The sequence below is a fragment of the Lysinibacillus sp. FSL R5-0849 genome (assembly GCF_038595075.1).
GTDB classification, from domain to species: Bacteria; Bacillota; Bacilli; order Bacillales_A; family Planococcaceae; genus Lysinibacillus; species Lysinibacillus fusiformis.
On sequence record NZ_CP152004.1, the window covers coordinates 4169164 to 4192079 of the forward strand.

Annotated in this window: 20 protein-coding genes, 1 tRNA gene and 1 pseudogene; 6 read left to right on the forward strand and 16 right to left on the reverse strand. The window is 37.5% G+C overall.

Annotated features, from left to right (window positions below):
* Nucleotides 1-120 precede the first annotated feature (120 nt).
* Together MKY80_RS20620 and MKY80_RS20625 are read left to right on the forward strand one after the other, a co-directional pair.
* Nucleotides 121-3288, forward strand: a complete 3168-nt coding sequence (locus MKY80_RS20620; protein ID WP_342530998.1) for an amino acid adenylation domain-containing protein — start codon at nt 121-123, stop codon at nt 3286-3288.
* A 185-nt stretch (nt 3289-3473) separates the two neighbouring features.
* Nucleotides 3474-3938 carry a 4'-phosphopantetheinyl transferase superfamily protein gene (locus MKY80_RS20625; protein WP_342531000.1) on the forward strand — a complete coding sequence of 155 codons (465 nt, stop codon included), beginning with the start codon at nt 3474-3476 and terminating at the stop codon, nt 3936-3938.
* A gap of 102 nt (nt 3939-4040) precedes the next feature.
* Here the strand turns inward: MKY80_RS20625 and MKY80_RS20630 are convergent, their stop codons facing one another.
* The 7 genes and pseudogenes from MKY80_RS20630 to groES form a co-directional block, all read right to left on the reverse strand.
* Nucleotides 4041-5051, reverse strand: a complete 1011-nt coding sequence (locus tag MKY80_RS20630) for an ABC transporter substrate-binding protein (RefSeq protein ID WP_090003192.1) — start codon at nt 5049-5051, stop codon at nt 4041-4043.
* 13 nt (nt 5052-5064) lie between these two features.
* Nucleotides 5065-5826 carry an ABC transporter ATP-binding protein gene (locus tag MKY80_RS20635; RefSeq protein ID WP_089987153.1) on the reverse strand — a complete coding sequence of 254 codons (762 nt, stop codon included), beginning with the start codon at nt 5824-5826 and terminating at the stop codon, nt 5065-5067.
* 4 nt (nt 5827-5830) lie between these two features.
* Nucleotides 5831-6880 (reverse strand): iron ABC transporter permease, encoded by a 1050-nt coding sequence (locus tag MKY80_RS20640; RefSeq protein WP_171366050.1) that lies wholly within the window; start codon nt 6878-6880, stop codon nt 5831-5833.
* Nucleotides 6881-7124: 244 nt separating this feature from the next.
* Entirely contained in the window at nt 7125-7571 is a 447-nt protein-coding gene (locus MKY80_RS20645) for a DUF6241 domain-containing protein (RefSeq protein ID WP_342531007.1), read from the reverse strand.
* Between the two features lie 387 nt (nt 7572-7958).
* A pseudogene (locus tag MKY80_RS20650) lies at nt 7959-9316 on the reverse strand (IS3 family transposase).
* 136 nt (nt 9317-9452) lie between these two features.
* Entirely contained in the window at nt 9453-11087 is a 1635-nt protein-coding gene (gene groL / locus MKY80_RS20655; protein WP_008176984.1) for a chaperonin GroEL, read from the reverse strand.
* Nucleotides 11088-11215: 128 nt separating this feature from the next.
* Nucleotides 11216-11500 carry a co-chaperone GroES gene (gene groES / locus MKY80_RS20660; RefSeq protein WP_008176986.1) on the reverse strand — a complete coding sequence of 95 codons (285 nt, stop codon included), beginning with the start codon at nt 11498-11500 and terminating at the stop codon, nt 11216-11218.
* Nucleotides 11501-11668: 168 nt separating this feature from the next.
* Here groES and MKY80_RS20665 point away from each other — a divergent pair, with 168 nt between their 5' ends.
* Complete coding sequence (locus tag MKY80_RS20665) at nt 11669-12433, forward strand: type II CAAX endopeptidase family protein (protein WP_089987156.1); 765 nt, start codon at nt 11669-11671, stop codon at nt 12431-12433.
* Nucleotides 12434-12508: 75 nt separating this feature from the next.
* On the opposite strand, the gene tatC is transcribed toward MKY80_RS20665, so the two are convergent.
* From tatC to MKY80_RS20680, 3 genes are all read right to left on the reverse strand, one after another.
* A complete protein-coding gene (gene tatC, locus MKY80_RS20670) occupies nt 12509-13333 on the reverse strand; it encodes a twin-arginine translocase subunit TatC (RefSeq protein ID WP_239355477.1) in 825 nt (274 codons plus the stop codon).
* Between the two features lie 16 nt (nt 13334-13349).
* Nucleotides 13350-13535: a twin-arginine translocase TatA/TatE family subunit gene (locus MKY80_RS20675; protein ID WP_008176991.1), complete on the reverse strand. Its 186-nt coding sequence runs from the start codon at nt 13533-13535 to the stop codon at nt 13350-13352.
* A 165-nt stretch (nt 13536-13700) separates the two neighbouring features.
* Nucleotides 13701-14336 carry a redox-sensing transcriptional repressor Rex gene (locus MKY80_RS20680; protein ID WP_008176993.1) on the reverse strand — a complete coding sequence of 212 codons (636 nt, stop codon included), beginning with the start codon at nt 14334-14336 and terminating at the stop codon, nt 13701-13703.
* A 244-nt stretch (nt 14337-14580) separates the two neighbouring features.
* Here MKY80_RS20680 and MKY80_RS20685 point away from each other — a divergent pair, with 244 nt between their 5' ends.
* Entirely contained in the window at nt 14581-16524 is a 1944-nt protein-coding gene (locus tag MKY80_RS20685; protein WP_342531013.1) for an ABC-F family ATP-binding cassette domain-containing protein, read from the forward strand.
* Nucleotides 16525-16960: 436 nt separating this feature from the next.
* On the opposite strand, the gene tsaD is transcribed toward MKY80_RS20685, so the two are convergent.
* The 6 genes from tsaD to MKY80_RS20715 form a co-directional block, all read right to left on the reverse strand.
* A complete protein-coding gene (gene tsaD, locus MKY80_RS20690) occupies nt 16961-17977 on the reverse strand; it encodes a tRNA (adenosine(37)-N6)-threonylcarbamoyltransferase complex transferase subunit TsaD (protein WP_008176997.1) in 1017 nt (338 codons plus the stop codon).
* Nucleotides 17977-18429, reverse strand: a complete 453-nt coding sequence (rimI, locus tag MKY80_RS20695; protein WP_342531015.1) for a ribosomal protein S18-alanine N-acetyltransferase — start codon at nt 18427-18429, stop codon at nt 17977-17979. The genes tsaD and rimI overlap by 1 nt, the downstream gene beginning before the upstream one ends.
* A complete protein-coding gene (gene tsaB, locus MKY80_RS20700; RefSeq protein ID WP_089987158.1) occupies nt 18422-19129 on the reverse strand; it encodes a tRNA (adenosine(37)-N6)-threonylcarbamoyltransferase complex dimerization subunit type 1 TsaB in 708 nt (235 codons plus the stop codon). Before tsaB ends, rimI begins: the two co-directional genes overlap by 8 nt.
* Nucleotides 19126-19575 carry a tRNA (adenosine(37)-N6)-threonylcarbamoyltransferase complex ATPase subunit type 1 TsaE gene (tsaE, locus tag MKY80_RS20705; RefSeq protein ID WP_043990256.1) on the reverse strand — a complete coding sequence of 150 codons (450 nt, stop codon included), beginning with the start codon at nt 19573-19575 and terminating at the stop codon, nt 19126-19128. The genes tsaB and tsaE overlap by 4 nt, the downstream gene beginning before the upstream one ends.
* 335 nt (nt 19576-19910) lie before the next feature.
* A complete protein-coding gene (locus MKY80_RS20710; protein WP_043990233.1) occupies nt 19911-20249 on the reverse strand; it encodes a hypothetical protein in 339 nt (112 codons plus the stop codon).
* Between the two features lie 470 nt (nt 20250-20719).
* Nucleotides 20720-20795 (reverse strand) — tRNA-Asp (locus tag MKY80_RS20715).
* A gap of 150 nt (nt 20796-20945) precedes the next feature.
* Here MKY80_RS20715 and opp3b point away from each other — a divergent pair.
* On the forward strand, nt 20946-21875 hold the full coding sequence (opp3b, locus tag MKY80_RS20720; protein WP_107922886.1) for an oligopeptide ABC transporter permease: 930 nt from the start codon (nt 20946-20948) through the stop codon (nt 21873-21875).
* The gene (opp3C, locus tag MKY80_RS20725) at nt 21872-22903 is read left to right on the forward strand and encodes an oligopeptide ABC transporter permease (RefSeq protein WP_342531021.1); all 1032 of its coding nucleotides are present in this window, start codon (nt 21872-21874) and stop codon (nt 22901-22903) included. The genes opp3b and opp3C overlap by 4 nt, the downstream gene beginning before the upstream one ends.
* Nucleotides 22904-22916: the final 13 nt, after the last annotated feature.

Sequence of the window (22916 nt, forward strand, 5' to 3'; positions counted from 1 at the left end):
GCTGCCCTTATACGGTGTTTTTGGTCCCTTAGCTTCTACAGAATACTTTCTGCTGGAGCTAAAGGACTTAAAAATTCCTACATAAGTGACTGCCCTTTTCTAAAATAGGAGTTGTAATGATTGAATAATAAACGAGAATTTGATTGTCCTACATCACAGTTTAAAAAGCATTTTTCTAAACAAGATACGCTACTATCCAATCATACAAAGCTATTAAATGAAGAGGATACTTTAGCCTATCAAACATTAAATCGTACAATGGCTGACTATGATAAAAATATCACGATACCGCAAGTATTTTATCAAGTAGCACAACAGTTTGCAGACCGTATCGCTCTTTCCTATGAAGATGGCAAGATGACCTATCGTCAGTTAAATCAAAAATCTAATCAAGTTGCACATATTCTAATCGCCAATGGTCTACAAAAAGGTGACTATGTGGCAATTATTATGGACCGTAGCAAGGAAACTATCATCAGTTTGTTAGGCGTGCTAAAAGCTGGTGGTGTTTATGTTCCTATTGATCCGAGTTATCCAAAAGAACGTTGCCAATATCTCTTACATGATACTGGTGCACCATTTATCATAACGAAAAACGAATATAATGACTTACTGAATGACCTAATACATAATGAGTTCCAATCACGCACAGTGCTAACAATCAATCAAATGGAGAGTGGCCTTTCACAAGAGGATTTACCATGTAACCTACTTCCATCCGATTTAGCCTATATTATTTATACATCTGGTTCTACTGGTAAACCTAAGGGTGTTTTGCTTAAACATACAGCCGTTATTAACCTAATAACAGATAATCAAAGAATTTACCATTCGACTGAAGAAGATGTATTTTCTCAGTTTATTTCTTACAGTTTTGATCCCTCTGTAACAGAGACTTTTACCGCTTTCTTTTCTGGTGCAAGACTCCATATGCTCGCAAGTATTGAGCGTCTTTCAATAGAAGCATTTGCCGATATGATTGCACGAGAGCAAGTAACAACTGCAACTGTACCGAACGCTTTCTTTACACAACTAGCCACACATTTACCTATAGATTATCGGGACAAGTTGATGACGCTACAATATCTATCGGTTGGCGGCGAAGCCCTATTGCCTGCTATTGTCCAAAAATGGCAAGAAAAATTCGGTTATTCTACAGAAATTATTAATGTCTATGGACCAACTGAATGTACAGTTTTAACCTCCTACTTCAAGATAAAAAGTCAGTTAACAGACATGCAATCAAGTATTCCTATTGGCAGACCAATTGCCAATTATGAGATGTATGTGGTGAATAAGGATGAACAGCTTTGCCCAGTTCATGTAACAGGCGAATTATGTATTGCAGGAGCTGGCCTAGCAGCAGGATATTTACATCAACCTGAAAAAACAGCAGAGGCCTTTGTTCCTCATCTGTTTAAACCAGATCAAAAAATGTATCGAACAGGTGATTTAGTCCGCCTATTACCTAGTGGTGTCATTGAATTTGTAGGACGGAAAGATTCACAAATTAAAGTAAGAGGCTTCCGTATTGAGCTTGGAGAAATTGAGACCGTTTTAAGCAATCACCCTATCATTCAGGAATCTGTGGTCATAGCTAAGAAAATGTCTGACGGCCAAAACCATTTATTTGCTTACTACACAGCGGCAAATGGTATACAGCTAGAAGAACAAGTTTTAAGAGACTACTTAAACAATCTTTTACCAGATTATATGGTACCTGAACGATTCATCGAATTGCTAGAAATGCCATTATCCCCTACTGGCAAAATCGATCGTAAGCAGTTGGCCACATTGGATGTATCATTATCACGGAGTCATCTATACGTTGCCCCTGAAAATGACACGCAGCATTTACTAGCGAATGCATGGGAGTATGTACTTGGCAACAGTCCAATAGGCATTCACGATAACTTCTTTCACATTGGCGGACATTCATTAAAAGTACTTGAAATTCTTGTACAAGTGAAGAAGCATATACCGTTCCTAAAGATTCAGGATTTTTTCCAATATCAAACGATTGCTGAATTAGATCAATATATTGGCAACTATCAGCCTGAAGATCTGGACGTGGAAACACCACCAAAAAACATTGTCTATAAGGATTTGATGGAACCTAGCAAGCTTCCAGTTTCACAAACGGTGAAGCCGTTACCGATGACTACGGTTTTATTAACAGGTGCGACAGGTTATTTAGGAAGCCATGTATTATACGAGCTGCTAGTGACAACAAAAGCACATATCTATTGTCTTATTCGACCAAGTGAAAAGGCCACTTTAGAGGATAAGCTAAAGGAAAGTATGCAATTTTACTTTGGACATAACATGACTAAACATATGGAGGATCGAATAACCGTCGTTCAAGGCGATTTAGGAAAGAAGAACCTTCATTTAACTAGCGAAGATAAACAGGTTCTAATAAAAGAAATCGATGCCATCATCCACTGTGGAGCCGATGTACGTCACTTCGGAGCAACGGATCATTTTAATAATGTTAATGTAAATGGGACCCGTTATTTACTTGAATTGGCAAAGGGTAAACCTGGTATTCATTTTCATTATGTATCAACAATCGGCATTCCAGAGGAGCTCGCTGCCATTCAATGGGGACCAGATGAGGCAAAAGGCGATTTCAACTACGATATGCAGCTTCGTAGTGTCTATACACAAAGTAAGCTGGAAGCAGAAAATCTCGTAAGAAATGCTGTACATGACGCGATTCCTATTTCTATCTATCGTGTAGGTAATTTAAGTTGTCATTCTGAAACAGGAAAATTCCAACGAAATATCAATGATAACGCCTTTTACCGAATGATTAAATCTATGCTTTATTTAGGTAAAACACCTTCCGTACAATGGCATGTAGACTTCACACCGATTAATTATGCTAGCCAAGCATTAGTATGCCTAGCTAATCAACCAGCAGCAAATGGACATGTCTTCCACCTATGTAATCCTGTATCACTTACTTATTTAGAATTAATCGACATGATAAAGGAGTTTGGCTATGATTTACAAGTCATGACAAAGCAAGAGTATACAAATTGGCTATTACATGATGACCATTCTATAGAAGTACAAGAATATTTAGCTTTAGCTATTGCACAGCTAGAAGGTGATGGAGCTAGTGACTCCCCATTTATCTTTAACTGCAAAAAAACGATTGAATTTCTAGCAAATGCAAGTATTGAATGTGCTGTACCAAATACAGCACTTATTCATCAAATGATTGAATATGGGATCGAAATAGGTTACTTTCCTGAGCCCAAACAAGTCAATATACGATGAACACAAATGATATACAGCTTTTTGCACTCCCATTAGGGGGACAGTTAACTTCCGAAGAATGGAATGCGTTTACTATAATGCTCCCTTTTCATGTCCAAAAAAATATCAGGCAGTACAAGCAATGGCAGGACCGCCAAAGAGCCTTGCTAGGTAACACCCTTATCAGGTGGGCGCTCCTCCCATTCATGAATAAGGCTGTATGCCATATTACTCAAGACATTTATGGTCGTCCAACTGTAGCGAATCACAAACACTGGGAAGGCGATTTTAATCTCTCTCACTCTGGTGATTGGATTGTCCTGGCCCTAACAACAAACGGGCGAGTAGGCATTGATGTTGAAGAAATAAAGCCAGTGAATAAAGATATTATGCACTATGCATTATCTAAACAAGAGTTCCATAAGGCCCTTCATCAGCCTCTACATGCTTTTTATGAACTTTGGACATTAAAAGAGGCTCTTTTTAAAACAGGCTTATTTCCTAACCTATCGCCTCACTTGCTTGATACTATTGATATTAAAACGACAAGAGCAGATCTTTCAACGCAATTACTTTATCTTGATCAACGTCATCCTGTCACCATATGCTGGAACAATAGCTCTACCAATGTAAAAATAACAACATTAAATAGACAGCAGCTTCTACAGTAATCAAACAAGGAGGAGAAAACTATCATTTCTCCTCCTTGTTTATGAACAAAAAAGCTGCCTATTATGTCTTTTTTATAGACCAATGGGCAGCTCCAATACAGTTTATTTAAATAAATCCGGATACATTTCTTTCGCTAAGGCTTCCATACCATCTATTGTATTATAGCCATAACCAAACATATAATTGTAATCTACAATATAGATTTGTTTGTTTTTAATAGCCTTCATGCTCGAAAGCTTAGGGTTAGCATAGATTTCTTCACGAACTTTTGTCAGATCAGAACCATCCCAGTTTGGAAGAATTAACACATCTGGATCAGATGCAATTAATGTTTCCACACTAACATCTCCTGTTTCATCTTTGAAAATATTATCTAGCTTAACCATTTTAAATGCGTCATTAAAGAATGTTTCATCATGTGCTGGGTATACAAAAAGTTCCTTTGGATCATTTGTATGCAAATAAGCAAATGTTTTTTCTTCTTTAATACTTTCTAATTTTGAAGTAATGCCTTGTTGTCGATCTTTTAATTCTTTAATGAAGCTAGTTGCCTTGTCTTGAACATTGAAAATTTCACCGATATTTTCGATGTCTTTATAAATAGAATCATACGTGCCACCTGTGATTGATGATTCTAAAACAAATGTTTTAATACCCATTTCGTTTAGTGAATCTACTGTACCTACTCCCCATTCAGCATTATCAAATAAGCCACCACGACCAAATACTAAATCTGGATTAGTTCCTAATGTAACCTCTTTCCCTACATATTCATCACTTAATATATTTAATTTTGAGTATTCCTCTTCCACAGATTTATCGACAGCACCAAAGTTTGCACCAACACCAACGATTTTATCGCCTAGTCCTAAATGCAATAATAATTCTGCTGCTGGGCGTGTGTTTGCCATAATTTTTTCAGGTGCCTTATCGAATACTTGATCTTTCTTGTCCCAAGTCGAACCACCTTCAGCCTTTGTAAAGTTTTCAATAGTTAATGGATAATGCTCTTTTGTTTGTGCTTCTTCTGAAGTATTTTTGCTAGTATTACCGCAAGCTGTTAACGTTAATAAAGCGGCCAAACCAATTCCTAGTAATAATTTTTTCTTCATGTTGTTGCTCCTCCTATAGTCCATATGCAAATCCTAATCCATTCGTCACTGGATTAGTAAACGTTTGACACTTAATATGATATAAAGCTTCTATTATTTCGGGTGTTAAAACTTCCTCGGGCGTACCATGCGCATAAACCTCACCATCTTTTACTGCGTAAAGATAATCACAGTAATGTGCAGCCATTTCTAAATCATGAAGTGCTGCTAACACTCCAATATTTAAGCTTCTCACACAAGAAAGTATTTCAATTTGATAACGAATATCTAGATGATTCGTTGGTTCATCTAAGATCATAAATTTAGGCTGCTGGGCAATTGTTCTCGCTAAAATAACCCGTTGCTTTTCGCCACCAGATAATGAAAGGAAACTACGTCCCTTGTAAGCTTGTAAGTTCGTGCGTGCTAATGCCTCTTCGACAATTTCAAAATCATTTTGATTATCAGACTCTAACATTTTTTTATGAGGTGTTCTGCCTAACATCACCATTTGCTGAACGGTTAAATCAAAATGCATTTCATTGAATTGCCCTACCACCCCTAAATGCTGTGAGATTTTCTTTTCTGGGCTTTTCAAAACGTCTAAATCATCTAAAAAAACCATCCCTTTTTGTGGCACTAAGCTTTTATAAATACTTTTCAGTAAAGTTGACTTTCCGCATCCATTTGGTCCGATTAAGCCCACAAATTGCTGCTTGTTTACATGAATGGAGATGTTTTTTACAATTTCCTTCTTTCCTATCTTTACTTCTATTTCCTTCGCTACTAATTCCATTGTTCTACCCTCCGAAGTTGTAACCTTTTTTTACAATCATATAGATAAATAATGGTGATCCAATGACAGAAGTAATGATGCCAATCGGTAGTTCAACATTCTCGATCAATGTTCGAGACAAAATATCTGCCCATATCATGAAAAGTCCTCCTAAGAGTAACGTTCCTAGCATTAATCGTTTATGATCCGCCCCGAAAATCCCTCTCGTAATATGTGGAATAATTAAGCCAACAAAACCAATCATACCTGCATAAGCAACCATCGTTCCTGTTATTAGCGATGTGAGAATCATATACAATTTACGGTAAACACTTAAATTGATACCTAATGTGATAGCCGATTCATCTCCAAGTAACATCGTATTCAGCACTCGATGTTGAAAAAGAAATAATGCAGCTCCTAATACGATGACGATTGCTAAAATCGGTGTTTTATCCCAGCTTGCAGAGGCTAAACTTCCCATAGACCAAAAAGTAACGGTTTTTATGCCCTCAGCATTATTGGCAAAAAAGATAATAAGACTTGAAAATGAGCTACATAATGCACCTATCACAACACCAGATAAGACGAGCTTTACCGATGTTGCTTTACCACCAATACTAGATAAAATTAGCACGGCCATAGAAGTAAGCATGGCTCCTGCAAATGCGCCAAAGGCAACCCCGAATTGTGCCAGCAATGCACTGCTGCCAAAGCCAACTAAAATGGCAAAGGTTGCACCCAATGATGCCCCTGAAGAAATACCAAGTATGTATGGATCAGCAAGAGGATTTTGTACAACTGCTTGCATCACAGCCCCACATAAAGCAAGTCCAATACCGATGAGCAGTGCAAAAATAACACGTGGCATTCTGACCTGTAAAATAATATTCAAATAGGACTCACTATCCACACTATCGAGTGTGCCAAACTTTCCATTAGATACAGCATGCAACAAGATATCCATTGATTGCTTGAAGGGTATACTGACCTGACCAATTGATACAGAAAAAACGGCAGATATTATAATGGAGCCGATTAATAGCAAGATGATGACATAATATATATTGCCCATCCCTATTCTGTTAGCTTCCTGATTATCCAAAATGTCACCTCAATTATCCAAATTATCTCAAATGATAACGATTATCATTATCATTTTACATTTCGTATTGTAAGGGATAATCTAAGGAAAAACAACAGGAAAATTTTTTTTATTAGATTTTTTTATTAAAAAACACAAAAAACTAGCTCTCCATTTTTTAACTGCAGACTGGTAAAGGGCCGACAAATAAAAAAATAACACCCTTTGCTGAGTGTTATTTATCATATAAATCTGCTTTTAAATTGTGTTCAATATAAGCTCGCTCCTCTTCGGGTCTCAATAGACGCGTCGCTCTTCCTGAATTTCTTGATTCTTCGCCACCTTGCATCTCCCAAATTGCGTTATGATCCTCTACAGCATGAGAAAAATCACCCTTCGACCATCTTTCCAATATTGAAATGTAAAGTTCTTTATATTTATAATCGTTCATTTTGCATACAGCCAACAATCGATCAACTTTTTCTTGTGTGATTTCAGTGTGGCCCCATTTTACACTAGCTTCAACTTTTTGGTGGGACATGTTATGAATGGCTTCGTTTACTTTGTGTTCTATTAAATTGTCAGGATAAAGCAATTCTTCTTTTGTAACAGGTTTACTTTCAAGAATTACACCATCATTTTCAACAATTGCTTTTTCTTTTTCAGGGACAGGCTTCTCCATATGTTCAGTGGATTTAATATAACCAAATACCGAAAATGATGAAAATGACAATGATACTGATAACCGATTTTGTTGTTCTCTTCATGTTATAACCCCTCAGTAATTTTTTATCATTATATATTGGTTTATATTATGCAATTAGGATAATAATAACAGAAAGTTGTAACAGGGTTCAACATCTCTAAAACGTAGAGTACCTACACAATTGCATTAAATCAAGTCATAGTTCATCAAATGCTATCACATGATTATAAGTAATATCCTCAACATTTATTACTTGGATTTCAGTGCAATCTATCATCTAAAAAGTATTGATAGGCAAAGTTAAGCAACAAAAAAACCACTTCTCTTGTTTTGATCTGACCCAAAAAAGTTAGACATATTTAGTTAAGCAACTGCTAAGACCTGAGTTCGGTACTCCACCGGGCTTAGGTCTTTTAATTTTTCTTTCATTCGTTTGTGATTGTAGTAGTGAATATAGTCATTGAGCTCCTGTTCAAAATGTGCCATAGATTCAAATTCTTGTAGATACAGGAGTTCAGATTTTAATAAGCCAAAGAAATTTTCGATGACTGCGTTGTCCAAACAATTACCCTTACGGGACATACTCTGCGTAATACCATGTTGCTTTAATGTTTGTTGATACTTTTTCATTTGATAATGCCAACCTTGATCTGAATGAAGAATAACTTGATCACTTGATTCAAGGCGCTCCAATGCTTGTTCTAACATATTATGGACTAGTTTATACACTGGACGCTTCATAACCGAGTATGCAATGATTTCGCCATTACATAGATCAAGGACGGGTGATAAATAGCGTTTCTCACCAAATAGATGGAACTCTGTCACGTCTGTTACCCATTTCTCGTTCATTTTTTCCGCTGTAAAATCGCGTTGTAATATGTTTGGGGCAATTTTTCCGACGTTACCTTTATACGAACGATATTTCTTCATGCGGACTTCGCACTTTATGCCAATGGCATTCATCAAGCAGTTAATCGTTTTCGGATCATGATGAATACCAAATTTTTTTAGTTCTTTGGTGATCCGACGATAACCATAACGTCCCTTATGTTCATGATAAATGGACTGAATTGCGACTTTCACATCAGCGTATTTATCATGACGATTCAAACGCTTTTCCCAGTAATAATACGTACTACGTGGAATATCAGCGACTTTGATTAATTCCACTACTTCATAGATTTCCTTTAGTTCATAAATTACTTGCGCTTTGATTTGATTGGTAATTTTTCTTGCATTTGAACTAAAGTATTCAACTTTTTTAAGTACGCATTCTCCATTTCTAATTGTTTGATTCGTGCTTCTAACGCCTCAACAGATCCTTCAGCTGGTGTTGATTTCGTTGTTCATTTTGTCTCTTTTTTCATAGATAGATGCCCCTTTTTCTTAGAAACAAGAGCATCATAACCACCAACTTCAAACTTCAACTTCCAATTCCGAATCATGCCAGGAGATGAAATATTGAATAGTGCAGCTGTGTCTCTCGAAGATGTACCTGTCTCGTTCATATAATTAAGTACATTCATTTTATAGTCAGCTGAATAGTTTGTATAGGACTTTAAGAAAGTCTCTACGCCATTTTTTTGATAACGGCGAACCCATTCACTGACAATCTGAGCTGTCACACCGATATCATTCGCAATTTCGATCAAAGTTTCATTTCCATTTAAATATCGTTGAACTGCTTGAATACGTTGTTCAACACTTACTTTTGTCATAAAAAAACCCCCGTAAAAGTTAGATTAATGTCTAACTTTTACGGGGCAGTTCATTTACCGAGAAGTGGTTATTGTGATTGAAATTAATTATTTACATGACCAGTAATTATTTCACAAGATGGAAGTGAATAATCCCTTACATCATTCCTGGCATGCCGCCCATTCCACTCATATCTGGCATACCTGCGCCAGCTGGTTCTGGAATGTCTGCAACTACTGCTTCTGTTGTTAAGAACAGTGCAGCTACAGAGGCAGCGTTTTGTAGAGCTGAACGAGTTACTTTCGCTGGGTCTACTACGCCTGCTTCCATCATGTTTACCCATTCGCCTGTTGCTGCATTGAAACCAATGCCAATTTCTTCACGTTTTAGGCGATCCACGATGATAGAGCCTTCAAGACCTGCGTTGTTAGCAATTTGGCGAACTGGCTCTTCTAAAGCACGAAGGACGATTTTCACTCCTGTTGCTACGTCGCCTGCTTCAGATTCAGCCACTTTTTCAACTGCTGCATATACGTTAAGAAGTGCAGTACCACCACCTGATACGATCCCTTCTTCAACAGCTGCACGTGTTGAGTTTAAAGCATCTTCAATACGAAGTTTACGCTCTTTAAGCTCTGTTTCTGTTGCAGCCCCTACTTTAATAACTGCTACACCACCTGCTAATTTCGCAAGACGTTCTTGAAGTTTTTCTTTATCGAATTCTGAAGTTGTTTCAGCAAGTTGTGCTCGGATTTGGCCAATACGTGCTTCGATTGCATCTGCACCGCCTACACCTTCAACAATTGTAGTATTGTCTTTTGTCACAACTACTTTTGCAGCACGACCAAGTGAAGAAATATCAGCTGATTTTAAGTCTAAGCCTAATTCTTCTGTAATCACTTGTCCACCAGTTAAGATAGCGATATCTTCTAGCATTGCTTTACGACGATCACCAAAACCTGGTGCTTTTACTGCTACAGCATTGAATGTACCACGAAGCTTATTCACAACAAGTGTTGCAAGTGCTTCTCCTTCAACGTCTTCAGCAATCATTAAAAGTGGACGACCTTGTTGTACCACTTGTTCTAATAATGGTAATACTTCTTGGATATTTGTAATTTTTTTATCTGTAATTAAGATATATGGGTTATCTAGAACTGCTTCCATTTTATCTGTATCTGTTACCATGTAATGTGACGCATAGCCACGGTCAAATTGCATACCTTCTACTACATCAAGCTCTGTTGTGAAGCCTTTAGATTCTTCAATTGTAATAACACCATCATTACCTACACGCTCCATCGCTTCAGCAATAAGTTGTCCAACTTCATCATCAGCAGCTGAAATAGCAGCAACTTGTGCGATTTCATCTTTATTGCTTACAGGTCGAGAAATCGAGTGTAATTCCGTTAATGCCGCAGCAACAGCTTTATCAATACCTTTACGGATACCTACAGGGTTTGCGCCAGCTGTCACATTTTTCAAGCCTTCACGAATAATTGCTTGTGCTAGAACTGTTGCAGTAGTTGTACCATCACCAGCGATTTCGTTTGTTTTAGAAGCAACCTCAGCTACTAATTTTGCTCCCATGTTTTCGTATGGATTTTCCAGCTCGATTTCTTTTGCGATTGTCACACCATCATTTGTAATCAATGGTGAACCAAATTTTTTTTCTAATACTACATTACGCCCTTTTGGACCTAATGTTATTTTTACCGCATTTGCTAATTTATCTACACCTTGTAACATTAATGAACGAGCGTCTTCTGAGAATTTAATATCTTTTGCCATGAGAATTTACCCTCCTGAAATGGAATATTCGTTAAGCTTCTTCAATATATTTATATCAATTTCATCTTATTGTCACTTTTCGATCAAGAAACAATAAGCATTCACCTTAATTTAAGGTGCATCAAATATTATTCAATAATTGCAAGAATATCGCTTTCGCGTAAAATTAGGTATTCATTACCTTCAAATTTAACTTCTGTACCAGCGTATTTAGAGAAAATAATGTGGTCGTCAACTTTAACGTCAAGCTCTACACGTTGTCCGTTCTCTAAAACACGACCTGTCCCAACTGCTACAACTTTACCTTCTTGTGGTTTTTCTTTTGCAGAGTCAGGTAGTACAATACCGAATGCAGATTTTTCTTCTACCTCGATTAGTTCAATTACAATACGATCTCCTAGTGGTCTTAACAAGTGAAACAACCTCCTAATAATAATAATTGTTGAATTTATTAGCACTCTATAACATCGAGTGCTAATACAATTATTATGATAATCAATCACACTTTTTTTTGCAAGTCAGAACTTCGAAAAATTTTGTTTTCTTTCCATATTCATCTACAATAGAAAGGAAGCCTATGAATGGAAAGGATTTTGACTGTGACTAATTCTCCAAAAGTAACAAAACATAAAAAAACAGCTCTATATGTTTTACTGATTTATATCCTCATGCAAATCTCAAGCAGATGGTTGCTCTTACCGTTTCACAAGCTCGTTATGAAGATGACTGGCCTAGCTTCTGAGCAAGCAGCACCGATAACTCAAGGATGGTATATTGCGCTTAGCTTTGCCGTGGCGCTCATTTTAAGTTTCATCTTAACATCCCGTGATAAAGCCTTTTGGAACGTTTATCAAGGAAAAAAAGAAACAATACCACTCACAATTGTTTGGGGTATTCTTGGTTTCTTCCTTGTATTTTTCGGTCAAATGATTGGAGCAGCTATTGAAATGGCGGTTTTTGGTATTGAAGGAGGTTCCCAAAATACCGCTGATATTGTCGCTATAGCTAAAGGAGCTCCTATTGCCATATTAGCAATCGTTGTATTTGGTCCCATTTTAGAAGAGTTCGTCTTCCGTAGAGTTATATTTGGATCACTTGTCCAAACAACAAACTTCTGGGTGGCGGCAATAGTAAGTGCTATATTCTTTGCGATTATCCACTTCGACTTCTCCCATATTTTACTTTATACAATTTGTGGTTTGATCTTCGCCTTTTTATATCACAAAACAAAACGTATTTGGACTTCCATTATTGCACATGTCATGCTGAATGGATTTGTGACACTTGTACAATTCTATGCAGAACCATTGCAAAAGTTTCTTCAAGAACTAGAAAAAATGCAATAAATTTTTGTAAAGCTCTATAAAGTTGTCAAAAATACAAAAGCTCGGTGCCTTTATGTAGGCACCGAGCTTTATCTATTACTGTTTATTCAATTCTTCTATTTGTCGTCGTTGTTGCTCAAGAGCCTCTTCTATCTGGCGTTTTTGCTCAGCTTCCTGCTCTTCTTTTAATCGAATTTCCTCTGATTTTAAATATTTCCTATAACCAACTCGAGATATCATAATACTAATTTCATACAGGATAAATAGGGGCACTGATACCATTAAGTGAGACGCCAATTCAGGTGGTGCAATGAGAGCAGCACATACAAATAAACCAAAGTATGAATATTTACGAATACGAATTAGTAGATCTGGACTCAATATACCTATCCGTGAAAAGAACAATACTACAATAGGTAATTGGAATAGAAAACCGAATGGTATTGTGAGTTTAAATAAAAATGTAAAATACTCATGTATTCCAATTGTTTGCTTAATATCTAAATCATTTGATAAATTCATCATGAATTTGATGACATACGGGAATAATAAAAAGTATGAAAAAGATAACCCTGCGATAAACAATAAAAATGAATATGGTATATAGCTTAAGGTTGCTCTTCGCTCTACTTCCCTTAATCCTGGACTAATAAATGACCACAATTGATACATTAATACTGGCGATGAAAGAATAAATGCAATTAAAAAAACAACTTGAATATAAATTGCTAGTGGTGTTACTACGTCAAATGCATGGAGCTCAATATTATATTGTGCTCCGGTAGCTTGAAGATATTTAACAAGTGGCTTGGCGACAAAAAAGGCGCCGGCCATAGCGAGAACAAAGAAAACGGCAACAATGAACAGCCGTTTTCTTAATTCTTCTATATGCTCAATGACAGTTAGATCTTTTGGATTCATTCCTCAACATCCTAACTTACTTATCTAGTTCTTTCTTTTTCTTGTCATCATCATCTTCGTCGGCTAAACCTTTAGTAGCATTTTTGAATTCACGTAGTGTTGAACCAAATGCTTTACCAAGCTCTGGTAACTTTTTAGGACCAAAAATTAGTAACGCGACAACTCCGATAATAATGAGGCTCATAGGACCAATACCGCCCATTACAGCCACCTCCTCTTTATATCCATCATTTTAACGCATATTTCGCCATTTTGCTAACTAATTATATGTGAAAGTTTTTCGTCACTCTCACTGATTTTACCTTGTTTTATTTAAAATTACTATTTGACAGAAACAGTGAACTCCACTATAAAATATGTAAAATTTTCACACTTCCTGATTCCGAATTAAATAAATAAGCGCTTGCAATTCTACCGATAAATCAATGGTTAAGAGCTGCATGCTATCTGGCACCGTTAAGCGCTCGGGCGTAAAGTTTAAAATTCCCTTTGCATTCATATCCGCTAAACGATCTGCCATTTTTTGCGCAGAGCGTGGTGATACTGTTAAAATAGCTAGCTCTGCCCCGTATTCTGCATACTTTTCTTCCAGCAAATCAGGATGAAAAACAGGAATGTTACTAATCATTTTGCCATCCTTCGGCGCTTTCGAATCAAATGCTACAACAATATGAGTGTTGTGGTTTTTTTGAAAATTATATTTTAATAATGCACTGCCTAAATTCCCCACGCCAATTAACGCTACTTTTGTTGTTTCATGTTGATCAAGCGTCTGGCTAAAAAATTGTAATAGATGCTGTACATCGTAGCCATAGCCTTTCTTTCCAAGAGCACCAAAATAAGAAAAGTCACGGCGAATGGTTGCAGAATCTATTTTCATCGCTTCACTCAGTTCCTTCGACGAAATACGTTCCATACCTTCTTGTGCAAAGTTTTGAATAAATCGATAGTAAAGAGGAAGTCTTTTTGTAGTGGCTTGTGGAATTTTTAATTCTTGTTTCAAACTTTCTCCTCCTTAAGATGAAACTCAATCAATTTTACTGTACTAATTTTAATACATTTATCCTTAACTATATACAACATTTTTCAATCCACTAGCGTATTTCTCTTTAGTTAATGGCGCTTTGTACGCAGCTAACTAAAAAGAAATCGTTTCAATCTTACATGACTGCTCGGAATAAGTAAAGCACCGACATTGCATGCAAATCGTTCATCCATTACACTAAGGTAGAATTGAGGTGTCAAGAATGATTGTTTTACAGGTCAATCAACTAACTAAATCCTTTCTTGCAGATGAAATTTTAAGTGGTGTGAAATTAGAAGTTCAACACCGTGATCGCGTTGCCTTAGTAGGGCGCAACGGTGCAGGTAAATCTACTTTATTAAAAATAATCGCTGGTCAAATGTCCTATGACTCAGGGGATATCATTATTCCAAAGGGCATCCAGGTTGGCTATTTAGAGCAACATGCCGGATTAAATTCTACGTTAACTATTTGGGATGAAATGATGACCATTTTCGAACCCCTTTTAGCTCAAGAACAAACACTCCGCTCGCTCGAACAGCAAATGGCAGACCCTACTGTTTATGAAAATCCTACTCTGTATGCCAAAGTTATGTCGGAATACGATCAACTACAGCATACATTTAAGGATGCTGGCGGCTATCAATATGAATCGGACATACGCTCAGTGCTTCACGGCATGCAATTCTATCCGGAAGACTATGATAAACCTATTAGCTCACTATCTGGTGGACAACGCACACGCTTAGCACTAGCTAAGCTTTTATTGAGTAAACCAGACCTACTAATTCTCGATGAGCCTACGAACCATTTAGATATTGAAACATTATCTTGGTTAGAATCTTATTTAAAGAACTATGAGGGCGCTATTTTAATTGTTTCCCATGACCGCTACTTCTTAGACCAAGTTGTTTCCATTGTCTACGAAGTTTCACGTCATCGTGTCACAAAATTTACAGGCAACTACAGTGCTTATTTAGATGAAAAAGCTAAAAACTATGAACGTGATGTCAAACTTTTTGAGCGTCAGCAAGACGAAAAGGCCAAGCTAGAGGATTTTATCCAAAAGAATATTGCACGTGCCTCTACAACAAAAATGGCACAAAGTCGACGGAAGATGCTTGAACGAACAGACTGGATGGAATCGCCGGATGGTGATGAGAAATCCGCTAGTTTTGGTTTTACGATTGAACGTCAAAGTGGAAATGATGTATTATCCGTTGATGATTTAACAATCGGCTATAACGATCAGCGCATATCTAGTGGGATTAAGCTACGTACTTTTCGCGAGGATCGGATTGCTCTTGTTGGACCAAACGGAGTTGGTAAATCGACATTATTAAAAACGATTGTGAAAGATTTAACACCTCTAGCAGGTGATATCCGTTATGGTACGAATGTACAAATTGGCTATTATGATCAAGAGCAAGCAAAGCTTTCAAGCAGTAAAAGTGTCTTAAAAGAGCTATGGGATGAATGGCCGCTTATGAATGAAAAAGATATTCGCACCGTATTAGGACGTTTTCTATTTAGTGGAGAAGATGTGGATAAAACCGTCTCTTCTTTATCAGGCGGTGAGAAAGCACGACTGGCACTTTCAAAACTAATGATGCAAAAGGCCAATTTTTTAATTCTCGATGAGCCTACAAACCATCTAGATTTAGATAGTAAAGAGGTACTGGAAAATGCTTTGATCGATTACCCTGGAACGCTTCTATTCGTCTCCCATGACCGCTACTTCATTAATCGTATCGCTACGAAGGTAGTGGAGTTGTCTGGAACTGGGTCGTTTGAATATTTAGGGGACTATGATTATTATGTAGAGAAAAAACAGGAGCTGTTGGAGCTAGCACAAATGAAAAGTACTTCCCAACCGCAACTACAGCAGGAACTACCTGATAAGTCCTCTACCTCCAAAATTGATAAAGAGGCAAAAAAGCGCGAACGGCAAATAAGACGTACTATCGAAGAATTAGAAGGCAAGATGCAAGAAACGACAGTCTCCATTGATAGATTAGAGGAAGCTCTCTGTGACCCTGCAATTTTTACAGATCATGAAAAAATTGCCCAACTACAAGACGAATTGGCTACTGAAAAGGAACAGCATGAGCTTTTAGAATTAGAGTGGTTAGAGTTAAATGAAGAATTAGAAAATATAGATATGTAATTTGATTTAAGCCGTGTGCATTGTCGCATGGCTTTTTTCTTTACTCTCCTTCATTTTTCATATATATTGGTCAAGTGCTATTTTTCGACAAAAAATGCCCACAGTTTTATTCACACCATAAATCTAGTAATACCAACATATCAACAGAGTTTTCCACACTGTCCACAATTAAAAATTATTTTATCCACATCACCTCGTGTAAAACATACTACTATATATTGAATAATCACAAGTTATGCACAAGTTATCAACAATTTGTGCATAAGTACGCGTGTTCGGTATTTAGTTCGCTCTATTACCTGTGGATAATTTTCCGAAAAATTTGTCAATTAAACCATTTCATTTGACGCTTCTCTTCGCTACATTCATTTTTTATCAACAAATTTTCGACAATAAAAAAGAGATATCTTCAATAAGATACCTCCTTCATTTACTACTACACCCAGGATTTTAACTCCATGCCTGGACGACCGTTCATCATTAAGTTTCCTCTGATACCCGCTTCATACATTGGCATCGCTACTGCTCCAATCATTGCCGCATTATCTGTACACAATTTGAGTGGTGGTACAAAAAACGGAATTCCTTCCTCAGCGAACACTGTCTCTAATGAAGCACGTAAGCCTTTATTGGCTGCTACACCACCAGCTGCAATGACCTGCTTCACCTGATATTCGCGAGCGGCACGCAATGTTTTCGCGGTTAGTACTTCGACAACACTTTCCTGAAAGCCCTTTGCTACGGCTGCTGGCGAAATAGCTTCGCCACGTTGATCCATATTATGTTTATAATTGATGACCGCTGATTTTAAGCCACTAAAACTAAAATCATAAGACCCTTCCTCTAACCACACTCTTGGAAAAGGAACAGCCTCTTCGCCCTCATGAGCAAGCTGATCAATGCGTGGGCCACCTGGATAGGGTAAATTTAAAACTCGTGCCACTTTATCATATGCCTCACCGGCTGCATCATCTCTTGTTTCACCGATAACCTCAAAGGAGCCATGTTCCTTCATATAAACAAGCTCCGTATGCCCACCTGATACAACAAGTGCCAATAATGGAAACTCCATTGGCTGGACAAGAGCATTGGCATAAATATGACCTGCAATATGATGTACACCGATAATCGGTAAATTGTTGGCAAATGCAAAAGCCTTAGCCGCGTTTATGCCAATTAGCAACGCACCGACTAAACCTGGACCCTCCGTAACGGCAACAGCATCTAACTCAGCTGGTTTTATATTCGCTTGTGCTAATGCTTCCTCAATAACCACTGTAATTTGTTCAACATGATGACGTGAAGCGATTTCAGGAACTACGCCACCAAATCGCTTATGGCTTTCTATTTGTGAAGCAACAACATTCGAAACAATTTCATGACCATTTCGAATAATTGCGGCAGCTGTTTCATCACAGCTCGATTCTATTGCTAATATCAATCCATTATTCATTATAAATTCACCCACATGACAAGGGCATCCTCCCCGTTATCAGTATAATAGCCTTTCCGTATACCACCATCTTGGAAATGAAGCTTGCGATAGAGATTTTGTGCAACTACATTTGTTACACGTACCTCAAGCGTCATGACTTCCATTCCATGTAAACGCGCTATATGCATCGCCTCACGCATTAGTCCTTCGCCTATCCCTCTGCCACGAGCCTGCTCAATCACAGCTACATTTGTTATTTGAGCTGCATCTATGACCATCCACATTCCACAAAAACCAATAATACTACCATCTTCATCTATAGCCAGTACATAATGCGCATACTGATTTTCATGCACTTCGTAGTAAAAGGAATCTAACGTCCATGGTACTGGAAATGAAGCCAATTCAATTTCATAAATTGCTGGCACATCGTCAGAAACCATTTTTCGATAAGTTACATTCCTACTCATGTTCCTTCTCCTTCTGTTCTTTCAGCCAGTTCGCCTCAGCCTCGGCAATCCGTTTATATTGTGGAACGAAGTGATGGGTAGCTTCGACACTTTGTAACTCCATTTTCATCGCTAGATGAATGACTTCCATCGCGCGTGGCAAGTCAATACTAAATGGTGCACGTACTGCATGATCACCAAGTTTTTGCACAATATTCTCCCAAAATATATCAACATCTGTTCCTACAAATAAAATAGGTTGCTCTAATGCCTTTAAACGCACTAATAAATCATCAATATGTGCATGATGATCCTCCACAAGTGCTTCTAATGTCTCACCTTGATAAACTGCCGTATAGACATTGCCTCTTCTAGCATCAAAAATTGGACAAATTAACCCGTTATAAAGGGCAGCGTTGGCAGCTAATGTTTTTAAACTAGATACGCCGACTAAAGGTTTCTGTAATGTCCATGCTAATGTCTTTGCTAATGTCACACCTATACGGACACCTGTATAAGAACCTGGTCCTTCAGATACTGCAATCGCATCCAAGTCATTCGGCTTTACATCTATTCGTGCCAGGATTTCTTCAATCGCTGGCATCGCACCTGCAGAATGCGTTAATTTTATATTTTGTACCATCTCGGCCACTACTTTGCCGTCCTTTACAACTGCAATGGAAAGTGGTGTATTTGCTGTTTCTATTCCTAACCAAATCATTTCATTAGCTCCTCACATAGTGCCTCATAGCGTTCTCCACGAGGTATTAACACAAAGCGTCGTTCATTTTCTCCGATTCGGTAAATCTCTATCGCTAGACGATCCTGTGGCAAATCCTGTTCAATTAAATGCGCCCATTCAACCACTGATACCGCATCTCCATAAAACAGCTCATCCCAACCAAGGTCTTCATCACTTTCTGCTAGCCTATATACATCTAAATGATTAAACGGTACTCTTCCCTCATACTGCTTAATAATCGTAAATGTTGGACTGTTGACTGTTCGTTTGACCCCTAGCCCCTTCGCCAAGGCTTTCGTAAATGTCGTCTTGCCCGCGCCTAGATCACCTTCTAATGTAATCGTATCCTGAGCTTCTAGTTTATTCGCAAGTTTGCAGGCAAAACGTTCTGTATCATCAACTGAATTCATGATTATTTCATACATATTCTTTTTTCCTCTCATCACTACATTACCTCTAGTTTACCTAAACTAGCCAAAATGTTCAAAGCATCCAATACCATTATACTTGCTTTGAGTGCGCTCGTTAAAATGCTCTTTTAATAACAGCAGTTAGGTGGCACGATGAAAACAAAAACACGACTTCTCTTAAGAGGACGTGTCAGACAGTACAATGCAATAAAGTAAAGCCACTGATTTCTACTAAGGGCGAACGCTTTCCAGTGAATGTGATAAGAAGGACAAAAACCATCGAGAGTGAATTTTCCCGATGGCTTTTGTCTACATGTTGAGATGCCTTCTTTTACAAAGACATTTTACAATTATCGATTGGAATGGCCTTTTACAGCTATAATCTCTTTAGCAATTAATTTATCATCCTTAAATTTCACTATATAAGCCTGAGTCAACAAAGTTTCATCATTCCAACGGTATTCATTATTCTTCACCTTTTTACCTGCGCCACCTGCTGTCTCAACTACCTCAATATATGACATATCATTTTTTAATTTCTCAAATTCTACTTCGTTCATATTTTTTTGCCAGTGATACGTATTTGCTTCTTCAATCTCTATAATAGGATCTCCACAGCCTACCATCATAATCATGGAACCAATAAGCAAAGGTAAATAAAAATGGTTTAAGAAATGGTCTTTGCCCATATAAACACCTCCGTAGCCAATCCAATTACTTCTAATTTTTACCCGTCGTTTTAATTTTAGAAACATATCTCATTTTACCTTATAAAACCGTCATCATTTATCGGTAATTTTTACTATCTTTAGATAACGTTAAATATATACAATTCATTAGTTTCATTTCAATAATACAAGTGCTTTCATTGGGATTGGGCGTATTTCGAGTGACAGTAGTGGGGCCATTTAGGGCAATAGATGTTATTTTGTTAAAATCAATAGGAGGTAGGTCATAAAGCCTTCACCAAATGTAAAGCTTTTCACCTCTATGTTTCTACCCAGTGAACTGGGTCTTCATAAAGTGACACTTTCACAATTGAAATAAGTGCTTGAATCAATTTTATGGTTGACGGCTATGCGGCAAGAAAATTCTCATTCAATACAAAAAAGCTCTTATGACTGTAACAGTACATAAGAGCGAACATATCAATTTTAAATGGCGGTCCCGACCGGGATCGAACCGGCGATCTCCTGCGTGACAGGCAGGCATGTTAACCGCTACACCACGGGACCTCTTTAAGACATTTATAAATATATCATATAAGAAAAAGGTATGCAATATATATTTTCATATTTTTTCTTCTCCTATTTTTCTAACAATTGGCATCAATCTTGCAAATAAATTAATAGTTTCAACACACTTTTTAGTAGGAGGTTGGTGCCATGGTTCGGTACATATTTACACGAATTGGCTATATGATCATTACGCTTTTTATTATTATCCTGCTGTCATTTTTATTAATGAAGGCTTTGCCAGGTTCACCATTTAATGATGAACGCCTTCCAGAGACGCAAAAAGAGCTATTATACAAAAAATACGGATTAGACAAGCCGGTTCCTGTGCAATTTGGTATTTATTTAACGAATCTTGTACAAGGAGATTTAGGTGTTTCTTTTGTCTTTGATAATCGACCAGTGACTAAGATTATTCAGGAACGTATTGGTGCATCGGCTGTTTTAGGCTTTCAAGCCATTCTAGTAGGTACAATTATTGGACTTTTTTTAGGCATTATAGCTGCTCTAAGACACAACACTATTATTGACTACGGCGCTACAATACTAGCCGTACTAGGCATATCCATTCCATCATTTGTTTTTGCAGGTTTTTTACAGTATTGGGTTGGCGTTAAATTGGGCTGGTTACCCATTGCCTTTTGGAATGGCTTTGAGTACTCCATTTTACCAACCATTGCTTTAGCTGTTGGAGTAATTGCTACAATTGCTCGTTTCACGCGTATCGAAATGCTAGAGGTCCTTAGTCAAGAATACATTTTAACCTCAAAAGCAAAAGGATTATCAAAGCCTATTATCATTACAAAGCATGGGATTCGAAATGCCATGATCCCAATCGTAACTATTATTGGTCCGTTAACCGTAAACACTATTACTGGTTCACTTGTTATTGAAAAGGTATTCAGTATTCCAGGTTTAGGTGAGCAATTTGTTAATTCAATTATTACAAATGATTATCAGCTCATTATGGGAACGACTATTTTTTATGCGGTGTTATTTGTAACCGTCATTTTAATCATTGATATTTTATACGGATTGATTGACCCCCGAATTCGTGTGACAGGAGGCGATAAGGCATGACCATAAAACTGACAGATGATACAACGAAGAGCCCTTCAAAGGAGTTATTTGAATATGCCTCGCAAACTGATATTACAGATGATTTCACCTATCGTCCTGAGCAATCATTTTGGCAGGATGCATGGCGTGGCCTGCGGAAAAATAAAGCAGCTATCGTTGGGCTATGTACTATTATCATTGTTCTATTACTTGCCGTTTTCGGGCCCTTTATGAATAGCCACGGCTATGACGAACAAAATATTGCGCGTACCAATTTACCGCCAAAAATTCCTGTCCTTGAGAATATTTTTTTCTTAGGCTTAAATGGTGTCGATAGCCGAGGCATAGACCAATATGAAGCGAAAGGGATTGAAGAATATTTTTGGTTCGGTACAGATGAATTAGGACGAGATCTATGGACACGTGTATGGGAAGGAACAAGGATTTCTCTTTATATTGCTTTTTTAGCAGCAACCATCGATCTCATTATAGGCGTTGCTTATGGGGCTGTTTCAGCATTTTATGGTGGTCGAACAGATACTATCATGCAACGTATTATTGAAGTGTTAGTGGGTATACCCGGACTAATTGTGAACATACTTCTGATCCTTATTTTAAAGCCAGGCATTATTTCAATTACGATTGCAATGGTGATCGTAGGATGGATTAGTATGGCTCGAATTGTTCGAGCACAAATACTGAAGTTAAAAACATATGAATATGTGCTTGCTTCACGAACACTTGGTGCTAGTAACCAGCGTCTCATATGGAAGCATTTAATTCCCAATACGCTTGGACCAATTATCGTTGCGACTACATTTACTATTCCAGGTGCTATTTTCACAGAGGCTTTATTAAGCTTTATTGGACTAGGGCTACAACCACCAACCGCTTCTTTAGGGACAATTGTTAATGATTCATATAAATTATTAAGAATTTATCCACATGGCATGATTGTCTCATCTATTGTCATTAGTTTAATTATGATTAGCTTTAATTTACTCGGTGATGGACTGCGTGATGCATTCGATCCAAAAACTCGTAAATAGGAAGGTGCTCTAA

What these genes read in the sequence shown, in the direction of transcription:
- MKY80_RS20625 (WP_342531000.1), top strand. Translation starts at nt 3,474, where the DNA reads ATGAATAAGGCTGTATGCCATATTACTCAAGACATTTATGGTCGTCCA.
- MKY80_RS20630 (WP_090003192.1), bottom strand. Translation starts at nt 5,051, where the DNA reads ATGAAGAAAAAATTATTACTAGGAATTGGTTTGGCCGCTTTATTAACG.
- MKY80_RS20635 (WP_089987153.1), bottom strand. Translation starts at nt 5,826, where the DNA reads ATGGAATTAGTAGCGAAGGAAATAGAAGTAAAGATAGGAAAGAAGGAA.
- MKY80_RS20640 (WP_171366050.1), bottom strand. Translation starts at nt 6,880, where the DNA reads ATGGGCAATATATATTATGTCATCATCTTGCTATTAATCGGCTCCATT.
- MKY80_RS20645 (WP_342531007.1), bottom strand. Translation starts at nt 7,571, where the DNA reads ATGGAGAAGCCTGTCCCTGAAAAAGAAAAAGCAATTGTTGAAAATGAT.
- groL (WP_008176984.1), bottom strand. Translation starts at nt 11,087, where the DNA reads ATGGCAAAAGATATTAAATTCTCAGAAGACGCTCGTTCATTAATGTTA.
- MKY80_RS20665 (WP_089987156.1), top strand. Translation starts at nt 11,669, where the DNA reads ATGGAAAGGATTTTGACTGTGACTAATTCTCCAAAAGTAACAAAACAT.
- tatC (WP_239355477.1), bottom strand. Translation starts at nt 13,333, where the DNA reads ATGAATCCAAAAGATCTAACTGTCATTGAGCATATAGAAGAATTAAGA.
- MKY80_RS20675 (WP_008176991.1), bottom strand. Translation starts at nt 13,535, where the DNA reads ATGGGCGGTATTGGTCCTATGAGCCTCATTATTATCGGAGTTGTCGCG.
- MKY80_RS20685 (WP_342531013.1), top strand. Translation starts at nt 14,581, where the DNA reads ATGATTGTTTTACAGGTCAATCAACTAACTAAATCCTTTCTTGCAGAT.
- tsaD (WP_008176997.1), bottom strand. Translation starts at nt 17,977, where the DNA reads ATGAATAATGGATTGATATTAGCAATAGAATCGAGCTGTGATGAAACA.
- rimI (WP_342531015.1), bottom strand. Translation starts at nt 18,429, where the DNA reads ATGAGTAGGAATGTAACTTATCGAAAAATGGTTTCTGACGATGTGCCA.
- tsaB (WP_089987158.1), bottom strand. Translation starts at nt 19,129, where the DNA reads ATGATTTGGTTAGGAATAGAAACAGCAAATACACCACTTTCCATTGCA.
- tsaE (WP_043990256.1), bottom strand. Translation starts at nt 19,575, where the DNA reads ATGTATGAAATAATCATGAATTCAGTTGATGATACAGAACGTTTTGCC.
- MKY80_RS20710 (WP_043990233.1), bottom strand. Translation starts at nt 20,249, where the DNA reads ATGGGCAAAGACCATTTCTTAAACCATTTTTATTTACCTTTGCTTATT.
- opp3b (WP_107922886.1), top strand. Translation starts at nt 20,946, where the DNA reads ATGGTTCGGTACATATTTACACGAATTGGCTATATGATCATTACGCTT.
- opp3C (WP_342531021.1), top strand. Translation starts at nt 21,872, where the DNA reads ATGACCATAAAACTGACAGATGATACAACGAAGAGCCCTTCAAAGGAG.